Origin of the sequence: Kutzneria sp. NPDC052558, assembly GCF_044547355.1 — a bacterium.
GTDB lineage: Bacteria > Actinomycetota > Actinomycetes > Mycobacteriales > Pseudonocardiaceae > Kutzneria.
This window is the reverse complement of record NZ_JBIUAG010000028.1, coordinates 74,877-89,569: the sequence shown is the minus strand read 5'-3', so window position 1 is coordinate 89,569 and position 14,693 is coordinate 74,877. Positions and strand designations below refer to the sequence as shown.

At 71.9% G+C, this 14,693-nt stretch carries 15 protein-coding genes; 12 read left to right on the top strand and 3 right to left on the bottom strand.

Features of this window, described 5'->3' with window-relative positions; genetic code table 11:
* Window positions 1-101: 101 nt before the first annotated feature.
* The 6 genes from ACIG5F_RS37255 (at window position 102) to ACIG5F_RS37230 (ending at window position 4,540) form a co-directional block, all read left to right on the top strand.
* The gene (locus tag ACIG5F_RS37255) at window positions 102-833 is read left to right on the top strand and encodes an SDR family oxidoreductase (RefSeq protein ID WP_396524711.1); all 732 of its coding nucleotides are present in this window, start codon (window positions 102-104) and stop codon (window positions 831-833) included.
* A 112-nt stretch (window positions 834-945) separates the two neighbouring features.
* Window positions 946-1,167, top strand: a complete 222-nt coding sequence (locus ACIG5F_RS37250; RefSeq protein ID WP_396524710.1) for a hypothetical protein — start codon at window positions 946-948, stop codon at window positions 1,165-1,167.
* Window positions 1,164-2,027, top strand: coding sequence for an ADP-ribosylglycohydrolase family protein (locus tag ACIG5F_RS37245; protein ID WP_396524709.1), 864 nt, complete (start codon window positions 1,164-1,166; stop codon window positions 2,025-2,027). The genes ACIG5F_RS37250 and ACIG5F_RS37245 overlap by 4 nt, the downstream gene beginning before the upstream one ends.
* Window positions 2,028-2,173: 146 nt before the next feature.
* A complete protein-coding gene (locus ACIG5F_RS37240) occupies window positions 2,174-3,244 on the top strand; it encodes a nucleotide disphospho-sugar-binding domain-containing protein (protein WP_396524708.1) in 1,071 nt (356 codons plus the stop codon).
* Window positions 3,244-3,732, top strand: a complete 489-nt coding sequence (locus ACIG5F_RS37235; RefSeq protein WP_396524707.1) for a GNAT family N-acetyltransferase — start codon at window positions 3,244-3,246, stop codon at window positions 3,730-3,732. Before ACIG5F_RS37240 ends, ACIG5F_RS37235 begins: the two co-directional genes overlap by 1 nt.
* Window positions 3,733-3,742: 10 nt before the next feature.
* On the top strand, window positions 3,743-4,540 hold the full coding sequence (locus ACIG5F_RS37230; RefSeq protein WP_396524706.1) for a helix-turn-helix domain-containing protein: 798 nt from the start codon (window positions 3,743-3,745) through the stop codon (window positions 4,538-4,540).
* On the opposite strand, the gene ACIG5F_RS37225 is transcribed toward ACIG5F_RS37230, so the two are convergent.
* Window positions 4,524-5,531: a DUF2293 domain-containing protein gene (locus ACIG5F_RS37225; RefSeq protein ID WP_396524705.1), complete on the bottom strand. Its 1,008-nt coding sequence runs from the start codon at window positions 5,529-5,531 to the stop codon at window positions 4,524-4,526. The genes ACIG5F_RS37230 and ACIG5F_RS37225 overlap by 17 nt on opposite strands.
* 24 nt (window positions 5,532-5,555) lie before the next feature.
* On the opposite strand from ACIG5F_RS37225, the gene nudC reads away from it, so the two are divergent.
* A complete protein-coding gene (gene nudC, locus ACIG5F_RS37220) occupies window positions 5,556-6,356 on the top strand; it encodes an NAD(+) diphosphatase (RefSeq protein ID WP_396524704.1) in 801 nt (266 codons plus the stop codon).
* Window positions 6,357-6,414: 58 nt separating this feature from the next.
* On the top strand, window positions 6,415-6,843 hold the full coding sequence (locus tag ACIG5F_RS37215; protein WP_396524703.1) for a CBS domain-containing protein: 429 nt from the start codon (window positions 6,415-6,417) through the stop codon (window positions 6,841-6,843).
* Between the two features lie 119 nt (window positions 6,844-6,962).
* On the opposite strand, the gene ACIG5F_RS37210 is transcribed toward ACIG5F_RS37215, so the two are convergent.
* Together ACIG5F_RS37210 and ACIG5F_RS37205 are read right to left on the bottom strand one after the other, a co-directional pair.
* On the bottom strand, window positions 6,963-9,086 hold the full coding sequence (locus ACIG5F_RS37210; protein ID WP_396524702.1) for a hypothetical protein: 2,124 nt from the start codon (window positions 9,084-9,086) through the stop codon (window positions 6,963-6,965).
* A 56-nt stretch (window positions 9,087-9,142) separates the two neighbouring features.
* The gene (locus ACIG5F_RS37205) at window positions 9,143-9,697 is read right to left on the bottom strand and encodes a TetR/AcrR family transcriptional regulator (RefSeq protein ID WP_396524701.1); all 555 of its coding nucleotides are present in this window, start codon (window positions 9,695-9,697) and stop codon (window positions 9,143-9,145) included.
* A 92-nt stretch (window positions 9,698-9,789) separates the two neighbouring features.
* Between ACIG5F_RS37205 and ACIG5F_RS37200 the strand changes: the two genes are divergently transcribed.
* From ACIG5F_RS37200 to ACIG5F_RS37185, 4 genes are all read left to right on the top strand, one after another.
* Window positions 9,790-10,833, top strand: a complete 1,044-nt coding sequence (locus tag ACIG5F_RS37200; protein ID WP_396524700.1) for an aldo/keto reductase — start codon at window positions 9,790-9,792, stop codon at window positions 10,831-10,833.
* A gap of 100 nt (window positions 10,834-10,933) precedes the next feature.
* Window positions 10,934-11,989, top strand: coding sequence for a DUF917 domain-containing protein (locus ACIG5F_RS37195; RefSeq protein ID WP_396524699.1), 1,056 nt, complete (start codon window positions 10,934-10,936; stop codon window positions 11,987-11,989).
* Window positions 11,986-13,449, top strand: coding sequence for a hypothetical protein (locus ACIG5F_RS37190; protein ID WP_396524698.1), 1,464 nt, complete (start codon window positions 11,986-11,988; stop codon window positions 13,447-13,449). The genes ACIG5F_RS37195 and ACIG5F_RS37190 overlap by 4 nt, the downstream gene beginning before the upstream one ends.
* Window positions 13,450-13,484: 35 nt before the next feature.
* Window positions 13,485-14,693, top strand: a complete 1,209-nt coding sequence (locus ACIG5F_RS37185) for a D-alanyl-D-alanine carboxypeptidase family protein (RefSeq protein ID WP_396524697.1) — start codon at window positions 13,485-13,487, stop codon at window positions 14,691-14,693.

Sequence of the window (14,693 nt, the reverse complement as noted above, 5' to 3'; positions counted from 1 at the left end):
GATGGATCGGGCAGGGCCGCTGTCGGTAGGGACGGCGCCAGCGGGATCCTGGTGGATGGGGCGGTGCTGGTGAACGAGTCCGGCTGGGTGAGGAGTGGGGTATGAGGGCCAGGATCGCGGTCACCGGTGGGACCGGGCGGCTGGGGCAGGTGGTGGTGGAGCGGCTGGCGGAGCGGGGCTGTGAGGTGCAGTCGATCAGCCGGCGCAACACCACCGTGTCGGTGGATCTGCGGAAGGGCACGAACATCGACCAGGCCGTCGCTGGGGCGAGGGCGATCGTGCACTGCGCGACGACGAACGGGCGCGGGGATGTCGAGGCGACGCGGAACCTGATCGAGGCGGCGAAGCGCGCCGGTGGCCCGCACCTGGTGTACATCTCGATCGTGGGCATCGAGCGGGTGCCGATGCCGTACTACAAGGCGAAGCTGCGGGCCGAGCGGGAGATCGCCGAGTCGGGCCTGCCGTGGACGATCCTGCGCACGACCCAGTTCCACGAGCTGGTGGCGCAGATCCTGGGCCTGGCGGCCCGGCTGCCGGTGATGCCGCTGCCCAGCGAGTTCCGGTTCCAGCCGATCGACACCGGGGACGTGGCCGACCGGCTGGCGGGGCTGGCGCTGGGGTCGCCGGCGGGCCGGGTGGCCGACATGGGCGGGCCGCAGGTGCTGGACGTCCGCCAGCTGGCCAGCACGTATCTGATGCTGACGGGCAAGCGGCGGCCGCTGCTGTCGGTGCCGGTCCCGGGGGCGATCGCCCGCGGCTACCGGGAGGGCCACCACCTGGCCCCGGACCACGCGGTCGGCACGCGCACCTTCGAGGAGTTCCTGGCCGGATAAAAAGCAGGTGCCGGGAGCGGTTGTGGCTGGTACCGTCGTCGGCATGATCCTCTGAGCGCGCCTTCGTGCGACTTCATCCCCAGGTACGTGACGAACCCTCAGGAGGACAGCCATGCCCGAGCAGAATGCCGACCAGAACCCGGCCGACCAGGCCGCCGAAGCGGGTCTCACCGAGGCCGCCGGCGACGAGGCCGCCGTCCGCCCCAACCGCGCCGAGCGCCGGAACAAGGGCAAGGGCGTCGCCAAGACCAACGGAGTGGCGTACAACCCGCACATCAAGACGGCGAGCACCGGCCACCAGCGCCAGTACTCCAACCGTCGCAGCGGGGGATGACGCGGCTCGACCTCGCCCGTGACGCCCTGGCCGGCCTGTCGGTCGGGGACGCCCTCGGCGCGCAGTACTTCGTTCCCGGCAACGCCCTGCCGCGCATACCGGCGGGGCGCTGGGAATGGACGGACGACACCGAGATGGCCTGCACGGTGGTCACCGAACTGCGGGATCGCGGCGAGATCGACCAGGACGAGCTGGCCCGTCGGTTCGCGGACCGGTGCGAGCCGTACCGGGGCTACGGCCCCGGCGCGGTGGTGATCCTGCACCGGATCCGCGACGGGGTGCCGTGGCAGACCGCGGCCGGCGCGGCTTTCGGCGGCACGGGTTCGTGCGGCAACGGCGGCGCGATGCGGATCGCGCCGCTCGGCGCGTTCTTCGCCGACGACCCGGAGCGGGTCGTCGACCAGGCCACACGGGCCTGCCAGGTGACGCACCTGCATCCGGAGGGTGTCGCCGGCGGGGTCGCGGTCGCGCTGGCCGCCGCCTACACCGGCAACCGCCGGCTGGCGACCGAGCCGCCGGACGCCGACGGGCTGTTCGGCTTCGTGCTGGATCGGTTGCCGGACAGCGAGGTCCGCCGCCGGGTGGAGCGGGCCCGCGAGCTGCTGGGCCGGTCCGCCGCCGAGGTCGCCTTCGAGCTCGGCAACGGCTCGCGGGTGCTGGCCCAGGACACGGTGCCGTTCGCGCTGTGGGCGGCGGCCACCCACCTGGACGACTACCGGCAGGCCGTGTTGACGTGTGTCGAGGTCGGCGGCGACGTCGACACCACGGGCGCCATCGTCGGCGGCATCGTGTCGCTGGTCGCGGCGGTGCCGGCGGACTGGCTGGCGGCGCGGGAGCCGCTGCCGGACTGGGTGTCCTGAGCACACCGGGGTTGTGAAAACTGCTCGCGACAGCACTCCTGTCACTGCTAGCGTCCCGAGCATGTGCTTCGCACACCTGCCCCTGTACCTCTGAGTCCCGAGTGGTCTTCGCGTACCCACTCGTTTGACTCATCAGGAGTTCTGCCATGCACATCCTGTTCATGGCCGTGCCCGAGCACGGCCACACCAACTCTGGGCTGCCCCTGGTGACCGAGCTGGTCGACCGTGGCCACCGGGTCAGCTACGCGACCACCGAGCAGTTCGCCGACCTGGTCGCCGAGGCTGGCGCGACCCCCGGGCTCTACACCACGTCCTTCCCGGAGCGCATGCCCGAGGACGGCGACGCCGGCACGCGGATGTTCGTCGCCGAGCACCACGCGGCCATGCCGCAGATCGAGGCGCTCTACGACACCGACCGGCCGGACGTGATCGTCTGTGACATCGGCGCCTTCCCCGGGCCGGTGCTGGCCGACCGGTGGGGCATTCCGGTGGTGCAGCTGTCGCCCAGCTACATCATGCTGCCCGGCGTCGACCCCGAGCACTTCCCGATGTTCGTTGCGGAGTACGGGATTCCGAAGGAGATTCTCACGCCGCGGCCGTGCCTGGTGACGATGCCGCGCTCGTTCCAGTTCGACCTGGGGCCCATCCCCGACAACTACGCCTTCGTCGGGCCGATGGGCCGCCCGCGGCCGTGGGAGGCGCCGGACGAGCGGCCGGTGCTGCTGATCTCCCTCGGCTCCTCCTACACCGACCGGCCGGACTTCTACCGGGACTGCCTGACGGCGTTCGCGGACAACGGCTGGCACGTGGAGCTGGCGATCGGGAAGTTCGTCGACCCGGCCGATCTCGGGCCGGTCCCGGACAACGTCACCGTGAGCCGCTGGGTTCCGCAGGCGTCGATCCTCACCCGGGCCGACGCCTTCATCACCCACGCCGGCATGGGCGGCGTCATGGAGGCGCTGGCCCAGGGGGTGCCGATGATCGCCGTGCCGCAGGCCGTCGACCAACTGGTCACCGGTCCCCGGATCGAGGAACTCGGCCTGGGACAGAGCATTCCCCGTGACGAGGTCACGGTCGACCGGCTGCGGGCCGCGCTGCGCCACGTCAGCACGGACGCCGAGATCGCCGCCAACCTGGCCAAGATCCGTGAGGAGATCGCGGCCAGCGGTGGGGTTCGGCGGGCGGCCGACCTCGTGGAGTCCCAAGTGGAGGGTTGATGACCGAGGTGCGGGTGGCCGATGCCGGCGAACTGGCCGGCATCGAGGCCGTCGAGGACGCGGCCGACCAGATGTTCGGGGCCTACGGGATCGTGTTCCCGCCCAGCCCGAGCGTCGCGCACGGAACGGACCCGAACGACGTGCTGGTCGTCGGCCGGCCGCCGGTCGGGTTCGCCTACGTGGGCGAGGTCGACGACGGCCTGCACCTGCACCAACTGGCCGTGCACCCGGATCACGGGCGGCAAGGCCTGGGGACCGCCCTGCTGTCGGCCGTGTTCGCACGGGCCGCCGGCAGGGCGGTCACGCTCACCACCTTCCGGCACATCCCCTGGAACGAGCCCTGGTACCGGGCGCGCGGCTTCACCGCGGTGACCGATCCCGGCCCGCAGCTCAGGCGTCTCGTCGAAGGCGAGGCGTGGCTGTCCGAGCTGGGGGAGCGCGTGACCCTTACGTGCGAGGTAATGGAGTGGCCGTCGCGGCGTGGGTAGCGTCGGGGGCATGACCACGGCGGAGATCAGGCAGCGGCCGGTCGGCGAGCTGCTGCGGCAGTGGCGGGAGCATCGCCGGCTGAGCCAGCTGGAGCTGTCCAACCAGGCCGAGGTGTCGACGCGGCACCTGAGTTTCCTGGAGACCGGACGCTCGGCGCCGAGCCGGGACATGGTGCTGCACCTGGCCGACCGCCTGGACGTGCCGCTGCGGGAGCGGAACACGCTGCTGGTGGCCGCCGGCTACGCCCCGGTCTACACCAGGACTTCGCTGGAGTCGCCGGAGATGACCCAGGTGCGGCACGCGGTGCGCCAGATCCTGACCGGGCACGACCCGTACCCGGCGGTGGTGGTCGACCGCTACTGGAACCTGTTGGACGCCAACGCAAGCGCGTCGTTCCTCACTACGGGCGCGGCCGAGCACCTGGTCGGCCCGGGCACGAACGTGCTGCGGCTGGCGCTGCACCCGGACGGCATGGCGCCGAACATCGTCAACCTCGGGGAGTGGCGGGCGCATCTGCTCAGCCAGCTGCGGCGGCAGGTGGAGGCGGTGGCCGACCCGGAGTTGGCGCAGCTGTACCGGGAACTCTCGGCGTACCCGTGCGCCGACGAGGAGCCGGACATCGAGCTGATGCCCGGCCCCAACAACCTGATCGTGCCGCTGCGGATCCGGCGCTGCGACGTGGAGCTGTCGTTCTTCAGCACCATCGCCACCTTCGGCACACCGCTGGACGTGACCGTGGCCGAGCTGGTCATCGAGTCGTTCTTCCCGGCCGACGAGGTCACCAGGGCGTTCATGACCAGCTTGTGAGCACCTCGTCGATGCGCCGCCAGATCTGGTCCCGGGCCTCCTGGCGCGGCACGCCCTTCATCAGCAGGGCGTCGTAGTCGGTGTCCTCGTGGCGTACGGAAGCGACGACCGCGTGCCGCACCGCCCGCTCGTCCAGGGACCGGCCGGCGGCCGACCGACCGACCCGGCCGCTGCCCCGCACGGCCGTGTGCCGGGCGATGGCCTCGGCCCGCTCGGCCGGGATCTTGGGGAACAGCAGGCGGATCTCGGTCGTGAACTGCCGCGTGAAGTTCTCGTCCCACAGTTCTCGGTGGGCGGCGTCCTTGATCCGGCGGCGGGCCCGCAGCTCCTCGTCGTCGAAGCACTGCTGCTCGGCCCGCTCCAGCGCGTCCGGCTCGACCAGCATGCCCAGCCGCCAGCTCCGGCCGCCGCGACCCGGATCCGGTCGCACGGCGATCGCGGTGAGACTGCTTTCCTTGCGGGCCCGCCGGCTCAGCGTCGCGTTGCCGGCCTTGAGGAACACCAGGTGGTCCAGGTCGGCGCAGCTCATGCAGATCGCCGAGCCGGCGTCCACCATCAGCCATTCGTCGGCCTGGCCGCATTCCTCGCACTCGAACTCGTCGCGCGCCTCGACCACGACCAGGTCCGGCACCTTGGTGTCGAGCTTGGTCCGGTCGAGACCGATCTTGGTGAAGCTGAGGTGGACCCACCGGGTGTCGCGGTCGGCGGTGAAGCGCAGCGCGCGGCGGTCGCGGGTGGCCGACCGGTGCGGATCGGTCTTCGACATGAACCGCTGGCCGCCCCACAGCCGAAAGGCCTCCACCGCCTCCAGCAGCTTGTCGTCGTCCACGGAGACGGCCGTGGCCAGCGGGTCGAGCTCCCCGCGCTGCCACCGGTCGACGTTGCGCTGGTGCACCCAGCCGAGCTGGAGCAGAACGTCGAGGAAGCAGACCTGGCCGCGCCGGTTGATCAGCATTTCCGCGATGGTCCGCACTTTCGTCCGCAACTGCATGCCCTTGACCATACGATCGCACGGGTGATCCCTTACAGCGGGCTACGGCTCGACCGTGCCGGTGACCGTCGCTCCGATCCGGACTGGATCGCCGGGCTGCGGGCCCGGCCGGGCGCGCGGGTGCTGCCGTTCTGGCAGGACCGCTACGCCCCGGACAGCGAACCGGTCGGCGACGAGGTGCTGCTGGGCGTGGCCGAGGGCGAGGGCGTGTTCGCGGTGGAGCTGGCCGAGGAGCCGGAGTCCACTGTGGACGTGCGGTCGCTTTTCGATGACGTCAGCGCCCAGGAATCGGCCACCTTGGTGTACGCCAAGGCCTTGCTGCACTGGAACCGCAACCAGCGGTTCTGCGGCACGTGCGGCGGCGCCACCCGGCCGCGGCACGGCGGCACCGTGCGGGACTGCCTGGGCTGCGGGCGGGAGCTGTTCCCGCGGATCGAGCCGGCGGTGATCGTGCTGGTCGAGCACGAGGGCCGGGCGCTGTTCGGCCGGCACGCCCGGTCGGGCCGGTTCTCCACGCTGGCCGGCTTCGTCGAACTCGGGGAGAGCCTGGAGGACGCCGTGCGACGGGAGGTCGCCGAGGAGGCCGGCGTGGCCGTCGGCGAGGTGCGCTACGTCGGCTCGCAGCCGTGGCCGTTCCCGGCTGGGCTGATGGTGGCGTTCCGGGCGTGGGCGCTGTCCGATGTCATCGATGTCGACGGGGATGAGCTGACCGAGGCCGTCTGGCTGACTCCGGAGCAGGTCAGGGCCCATCACCTGCCGCGGTTCCGGGACTCGATCGGCGCTCACTTGATCGAAACATGGCTAGCGGCCCCGCGCGATTTGTGACCCGTGCCACTAGCCTGGACCTTTCAGGCTGCCCCTGCGCCGATCGGAGGCGAGCACGATGCGTATCGCGGACGTCCTGCGGAGCAAAGGGTCGAGCGTGGCCACCGTGCCACCATGGACCACGATCACCGAACTCGTCGCCGAGCTGGCCAAACACAACATCGGCGCGGTGGTGGTGCTGACACCGGAAGGCGTGGTCGGCATCGCGTCCGAACGCGACGTCGTGCGCAAGCTGGCCGAGCGCGGCGCCGAGCTGCTGGACCGGCCGGTGTCGGAGATCATGACCACCGTCGTGGCCACCTGCACACCCGACGACACCGTCGAAAGCCTCTCGGTGGTCATGACCGAACGCCGCATCCGGCACGTGCCCGTGCTCGACAACGGCCGGCTGGCCGGCATCGTCAGCATCGGCGACGTGGTCAAGCGCCAGATCGACAAGCTCCGCGAGGAGCAGGCCCAGTTGGAGCAGTACATCACCCAGGGCTGAGATGCGTGGAAGGGGCCTTCCTGGCGCTGGACGCCAGGAAGGCCCCTTCACTGCGTTCAATGCTTGGAGAGGTCCGTTCACCGCGCCAGCGCCAGTATCGGGCCTTTCCAAGCAGGGGATCAGTGCGTGGTGAGGGCGTAGCCCTGGGACTGGTTGCCGGCCAGCGCGGTGACTCCGGTGAGGCCGGCGACCTGGACGGGTGAGTCGGCCTCATCTCCGGTGGCGCCGGTGCCGAGCTGACCGAACAGGTTGTCGCCCCAGGTTCGGGCGGTGCCGTCGGCGAGCACGGCGCCGTCGAGGTGCCGGCCGAGCGCGGCGACCCCGGCGATGGTGGTCTGCACGGGGGTGGCCTGGAGGTCGAAGGTGCGGGTGCCGTTGCCGAGTTGGCCCTGGCCGTTGTAGCCCCACGACCAGACCGTGCCGTCGGCCTTGAGGGCGTGCGAGCCGGAGATGGCGGCGATACCGGTCAGGCCGGTCACCTGCACCGGCAGGCTGGAGTCGCCGGCGGTCGGGGTGCCGGTGTTGTACGCCAAGGCGTTCGGGCCCCACACCCACACGGTCCCGTCGGTGCGCAGCGCCTCGCCGCCGCTGATCGCCTTGACCTGGGTCAGGTTGTGCACCTGGACCGGGGTCGTCGCGACGTCGACCGAGGTGTTGCCGATGCCCAGCTCGCCCTGGAAGTTCGTGCCCCAGGCCCAGACCGTGCCGTCGGACTTGAGCGCGTAGTCGGTCGACGGGCCCGCGGCGATCGCGGTCACACCGGAGAGACCGGGCACCTGGGTCGGCGCGGTCGGCCCGACCTTCCACACGGTGCCGTCGTCGCGCAGCGCGTATGCGGCGAACCAGTCGGCGGTGATTGCCGTGACATGGTCGATGCCGAGGACGTGCACCGGCACGTCGCCCCAGGTCCACAGTGTGCCGTCGGCGCGCACCGCGTAGGTGGGGCCGCCCACGCCGTTGCCCGAGCCGATGCTGTCGATCGCGGTGATGTTGCTCAGGCCGAAGACCGGGGTCGGGGTCGGCGCGGCAGTCGTGGCGTTGCGGCGGGTGCCGAGGTAGCCCGAGCCCCAGCCGTAGACGCAGCCCTGGGTGCAGGTGAAGGGCGGGGCGAAGTAGGCGAAGACGTCCACGATGACATCCGCAGTGCCGTGGGCGTTGTAGAGGTCGATCTTGGCGTCGGGGCTGACGGCGACGGTGGCGGAGTTGGACACGGTCTGGCCGGCCACCAGGTTGAGGGTGGAGGCGTTGGGCTGCGGCGAACCGTGGGGTGCGACGGTGACGAAGGTGTTGCTGGAGGCGTTGGTGCCGGTCAGGTTCAGCACGACAGCGGTGGCGGTGGGCGGGATCAGGCCGGACAGGTCGACCACCCGGGCGGCGGAGCCGACGGGGGAGGACGAACGGGTGTCGACGGCCCGGGAGGCGGCGACCGTGCTGAACGTAGCGGTCGAGGTCGGGGCGTAGTAGCCGGCGAGATCGGCGATGAGGTCGACGGTGCCGTGCGCGTTGTAGAGGTCGATCTTGCGGTCGGCGCTGAGCGGAACGGTGACGCCGTTGGGCGTGTCGACGCCGGGCGTGAGGTTGAGGCTGGAGGTGTTCGGCCGCGTCGCGCCGTGCGGCCAGGCGGTGACGAAGGTGTTGCTGGAGGCGTTGGTGCCGGTCAGGTTCAGCACCACAGCGGTGGCGTTGGCCGGCACGCTGCCCGACAGGTCCAGCGTGAACGTCGCGTTGTTGCCGATGGCGCCGATGCCGTTGCGGGTGTCGAGCACCCGGGCCGGGCTCTGCGCGGACAGGCCGACGGTGGCCGACGGCGAGTAGTAGCCCTCGATGTCGGCGATGAGGTCGACCGAGCCGAAGTGGTTGTACAGATCGATCTTCTGCCCGGGCCGCAGCTCGACGGTGACGGCGTTGGGGATGTCCCGCCCCGGCACCAGGTTCAGGTTCGAGGTGACCGGCCGGTCCGCGCCGTCCGGCCACACGGTGACGTAGGTGTTGGCGGTGACGTTGGTCGCCGTCACGTTCAGCAGCACGGCGGTGGCGTCCGCCGGCACGCTGCCGGTCAGGTCCAGCACCCGTGTCCCGTCGGACTGCACCGCGCCGCCGGAGGTGCGGGTGTCGAGCACCCGAGCCAGCGTCACGGCGGTGAAACCGTTGCCGGCGCCGGATGTCGGCGCCGCCGAGGCCGTCGCCGGCGTGAGCGCCAGGCCCGCTAACAGCGCGCAGGCGACAACGGAGATGATCCGCACACAAGCCCCCTAGACCAGAAATCGTCCCCCGACCTGGGTGCACTGTACGGCGGCGGTCACGTTCCCCGCAGGCCCCCGAGCAAAGTCCGCGTCACCAGCGCGGCCAGCACGTCGGGCTCGGCGCCGGTGTCGGCCCGTCGCAGGATCGCCTCGTGCAGCAGCGCGAAGTAGACCCTGATGGCCCAGTCCAGGTCGGTGTCCGGGGCGATGATGCCGGCGTCGGCCAGCCGCTGGAACATCGCCTTGTTCTTGGCCGTGATCCGCGCGAGCACGCACCCGTGCGCGGGCGTCGGCCCGAGGTCGTGGAACCGCCAGCGGCTCTTCACCCGGATGTAGCCGGCGCTCATCTCGTGCAGGGCGACCAGCGGCGGCGCGGTCTCCGGCCGGCTGTCGTCGATGACCGCTTCCATCTGCTCCAGCATGTCCTGCCCGAGAGCCTCCAGCAGCGCCTCCCGGCTGGCGAAGCGCCGGTGCACGGTGGTGCGGGCGACGCCGGCCTCGTCGGCGATCTGCTGGAGCGTGGCCGCCGGATCGCGCGCCAGCACCCGGTCGGCGGCGTCGAGGATGGCGCGCATCGTCCGTTCGGAGTCGGCACGGAGCGGTCGGGTCACCGCCTCATGGTAGTTCGCGACATCGTGGTTGCACATCTCGTCAAAGTTGCTACATTGATGTTGCAACTCAAACCATAGTGGGGACGTAAACGATGCAGATGCGGGTATTGGGCGGCACTGGCATCAAGGTCAGTGCGTACTGCTTCGGCGCCATGAACTTCGGCAGCTGGACCAACACCGACCACGACGACGCGGCCGGCATCATCAACGCCGCGCTGGACGCGGGCATCAACTTCCTGGACACCGCCGACGTCTATTCGGCCGGCGACTCGGAGCGGATCGTCGGCAAGGCGATCAAGGGCCGGCGCGACGAGGTCGTGCTGGCCACCAAGTTCCACGGCCAGATGGGCGAGGGCGTCAACCGGCAGGGCAACTCCCGCCGCTGGATCGCCCGCGCGGTCGAGGACAGCCTCCAGCGGCTGGACACCGACCACATCGACCTCTACCAGATCCACCGGCCGGACCCGGACACCGACATCGAGGAGACCCTGTCCGCGCTGACCGACCTGGTTCGGGCCGGCAAGATCCGGGCATTCGGCTCCTCCACCTTCCCGGCCGAGCAGATCGTCGAGGCGCACTGGGCCTCGCAGAAGCGCGGCTACGAGCGGCTGCGCACCGAGCAGCCGCCGTACTCGATCCTCAACCGGAGCATCGAGGCGGCGGTGCTGCCCACGACCCAGCGCTACGGCATGGGCACGCTGGTCTGGAGCCCGCTGTCGGGCGGCTGGCTGGCCGGCAAGTACCGCGGCGAGGTCGACCTGAGCACCGGCCGGGCCTCGATGCTGCCGGGCATGTTCGACCCGACGCTGCCCGACAACAAGCGCAAGGTCGAGGCGGTCGAGGAGCTGGCCAAGATCGCCTCGGACGCCGGCGTCTCGCTGACCCACCTGTCGATGGCCTTCAGCGTCGCCCACCCGGGCGTCACCTCGTCGATCATCGGCCCGCGCACCCGCGAGCAGCTCGACGACCTGCTGGCCGGGGCCGAGGTCGTGCTGGACGACGACACCCTGGACCGGATCGACCAGGTGGTCGCGCCGGGCACCGTGCTCAACGCCGGCGACTCGCACTACGTGCCGCGGGAGATCAGCGAGACCTCGTTGCGGCGCCGACCGATCGCCACCCGATCGGCCGCCTGACACTGCGTTCTTGTCGCCTGACGCTGCGTTCTTCCCGCCAGACGCTGCGTTCTTCCCGCCTGACGCTGGCGCTGGGTCGCCGGGTGATTACCATCGCGGCATGCACCTGGCCGGGGGACTCCTGCGCGACTTCGCGCGGGGCTGCGACGTGCTCGGCGGCGGGGGCGGCGGGCAGGCGCGACACGCGCTGCCGCTGGCCGCCCACGCCGTCGAACGGGGCGGCCCGGTCGAGGTGCTCGCGATCGCGGAACTGCCGTCCGACGGCCTGGTGATGCCGTGCTCCTTCCTCGGCGCGCCGGCGATCGGGGAGGAGCGGATCGGCACCGGCCGCGAGGCCGCCACCCTCCGCGGGCATCTGGAGCGGCACTTCGGCCAGCCGGTCGTGGCCATGCTGTGCACCGAGATCGGCGGCTTCCACGGGGTCGCCTCGGTCGCGCTGGCCGCCCACGCCGGGCTGCCCATGCTGGACGCCGACGGCATGGGGCGGGCCTTCCCCGGCATGTCCCTGGTGTCGATGCACCTGGCCGGGGTCGCCCCGGAGCCGGTGGTGCTGGCCGACGAACACGACCGGGTGGTCGCCGTGCACGCCGGCGGCGTGTGGGCGGAGCGGATGGCCCGCACGGTGGTGGTCGGCTTCGGTGATCGCGGCGTGAGCAGCGAGTACGTGATGACGGTGGACCAGGTCGCCGGCGCGGTGATCGAGGGCTCCGTCGCCAAGGCCCTGCGCATCGGTGACCTGATCGGCCGGGCCGCCTCGGTCGCCGACGCGGCCCGGGCGATCGTCGCCGAGTTCGACGGCGTGCTGATCGCCGAGGGCAAGGTCGCCGCCGCGCTGCCGGAACCGGGCCGGCACACCTCCGCGACCATCGAGGGCACCGGCCCCGACCGCGGCCGCACACTGCGGCTCGAGGTCGGCGACGAGTATCTCGCCGTCGTCGAGGACGGCCGGGCCATCGCCACCGTGCCGGACATCATCACCGTCTTCGACACCTACACCGGCGAGGCGCTCGGCGCCGGCGAACTGCGCTACGGCCAGCGGATCGTGATGCTGGCGCTGCCGTGCCCGCCGGTGTGGCGCACGCCGGAAGGGCTGGACCTGGCCGGCCCGGCCGCGTTCGGGCTGGACCTGCCGTATCGACCGGTGGTCGCGCCGTGAACCCGGAACGCAGCTGCCGCATCGGCATCTCCATGGAGCGCGACCGGTACGCCGCCGCCCTGGTGGACAGCGACGGCTCGGTGCTGGCCTCCGTCGAGCGGCCGACGCCGACCGCGGCCGTCACCGTCGTGCTGCCGGTGCTGATCGAGGAGCTGATGGCCCAGGCCGGGCCGCGCGGCGTCACCCTGGAGCACGTCCAGCAGGTGATGGTCGGCGTCAGCGAGGTCGACGGCCTGGCCGGCCTGCCCGGCTCCGACCCCAGCTGGCGGCGCTGGCCCGGGCAGCTCGGGCCGGTCGCGGTGGTGCGGCTCGGGGCGGCGACGACCTCGCTGCCGCCGCTGGCCGGCTGGCCCGACTCGCTGCGGGCCACGGTGTCGATCGCCGAGACCTGCGTGCCCGGCGGGGCCCGCCTGGACGGCAGCGACTTCGAGCCGCTGGACACCGCCGGGCTGGTGGCGTTCGCGCGCAAGATCGCCGGCCGGGTCAACGCCGTCGCGGTCAGCAGCGTGTTCGCCACCGTCGCCCCCGGTCACGAGCTGGCCGCCGCCGGGCTGCTGCGGGCCGAGCTCGGCGACTCCGTGCCGATCCTGCTCTCCCACGAGATGGGCGGCACCGGGCTGCTGGAGCGGGAGAACGCCACCGTGTTGCAGGCCGCGCTGATCCGCCGGGCCTGGGGAGCGGCGCACCGGATGCGCCGCTCGCTGGTCGACTGCGGCCTGGACCACGCCGAGCCGTTCCTGGCCCGCAACGACGGCACGATCATGACCGTCGACTACGCGCTGACCCGCCCGCTGCTGCTGCACGGCGCCGCCGCGGCGACCGGCGCCCGGGGCGCGGCGCTGCTGGCCGGCGAGCCGGAGGCGCTGGTCGCGTTCACCGACGTCGACGGCGCCCCGACCGCCGTGTGCTCGGTGACCGGTGGCTCGGCCCAGCTGGCCGCCGGATCCACGGTGATCGCCGGCGTGCGGACCGGACTGCGCACGGTCGCCCTCGTGCCGACCACTCCGCCGATCGGCGGCGTCGGGCACGGTCTGCCGCAGCTGGCCGAGGCGGTGGACCGGGCCAAGGGCTCGCCGCGGGACCTGCCGCTGCTGGTGATCGGGCCGGGCGCGGAGAAACTCGTGGACACCCTGCCCGGGCCGCTGCCCGGCACCACGCTGGTGTGCTGCCCGCCGCGGGCCGACGCCGCCGCGGCGGTCGGCGTCGCCGTCGCTCCGGTCGGCGGCGAGGCGGTGCGGATGTTCAGCGCCACCAGTCCACACGGCGACGACATCCGCCATCGGGTGAAGGAGCAGGCGCGGGCCGCGGCCGTGCACGCCGGAGCCGATCCGGCCACCGTGGCCGTGACCGACGTCGAGGAGTCCACGGTTCCCCGCGTCAACGATCCGACCGTGCTTCTGCGCGTGCGCGCCGAGGGCCCGCCGCGCGTCGGCTGGCGGCGCACGTACGAGCGTTCTTGACACCGAGCCGACCAGATTTCCGGCTACCCTGCTGTGTGCCTCGACGACTGCTGCGCTTGCTGGTTGCCCTGTTCGTGCTCATCTGCACGGTAGGCGCCCCGGTCGCGGCCGCCGACCCGGCCGGCTGCACCTTCCGCGACGCGCCCCCGCCGCCCGTCGACTCGTCCGAAAATCCGGCTCCGGGCCAGCAGCCGCCGGCCCCGCTGCCCGTGCCGGCCACCCCCATCGGCGGGGCGCGGATGGCCGAGTGCGGGCCGGTGATCCCGACCGGGGCCGGGCATCCGCCGGCCAACCAGTTCGAGTCGTGGGTGCTGGCCGACCTCGACACCGGCAAGGTGCTGGCCGCGCAGGACCCGCACGCCCGGCAGCGCCCGGCGTCGCTGATCAAGGTGCTGCTGGCGCTGGTGGCCATGCGTGAGCTGAAGATGGACACCGTCGTCACCGGCACCTGGGAGGACGCCAACCAGGACGGCACCCGGGTCGGCCTCGGGCCCGACGGCAAGTACACCAACGACCAGATCTTCCACGCCCTGCTCATGCACTCCGGCAACGACTGCGCGCACGCGCTGGCCATGCAGCTCGGCGGCGTCGACCAGACCGTGGCCAAGATGAACGCCTTCGCCAAGAGCGTCGGCGCCCTCGACACCCGCACCGCCAGCCCCGCCGGGCTCGACGGTCCCGGCATGGTCTCCTCCGCGTACGACCTGGCCGTGCTGTTCCGCATTGCCATGCAGGACAAGCATTTCGCCGACGCCGTGGCCACCGAGCAATTGCAGTTCCCCGGTTGGGGCGACAAGCCCGGCTTCATCGTCGCCAACGACAATCCGTTGCTGTACAACTACCCCGGCGACATCGGCGGCAAGACCGGCTACACCGACGATGCCCTGCACACGTACATCAACGCCGCCCAACGCAACGGCACCCGCCTGGTTTTCGTGGGCATGCGCGGCACCATGAGCCCCGTGACCCAGATGTACTCCCAGTCGGAGCCGATGATGGACTACGGCTTCGCCCTCAAGGCCACCGGCGCCCAGCCCGTCGGCCAACTCGTCGAAGCCGACCCCAACGCCGTGAGGCCCTCGCTCACCACTGCCCCCGTGCCGCCCGCCGAGGCCCAGCACGTCCTCGCCTCCGGCCAGTCCGCCGAAGGCTTCTCCCTGTCCACCGCCCTGGCCGTCGTCGCCCTGCTGGCCGTTCTCGCCGGTGTCCTCTACCTAGGCATCCGCCGCCGCCGCACCAGCTGA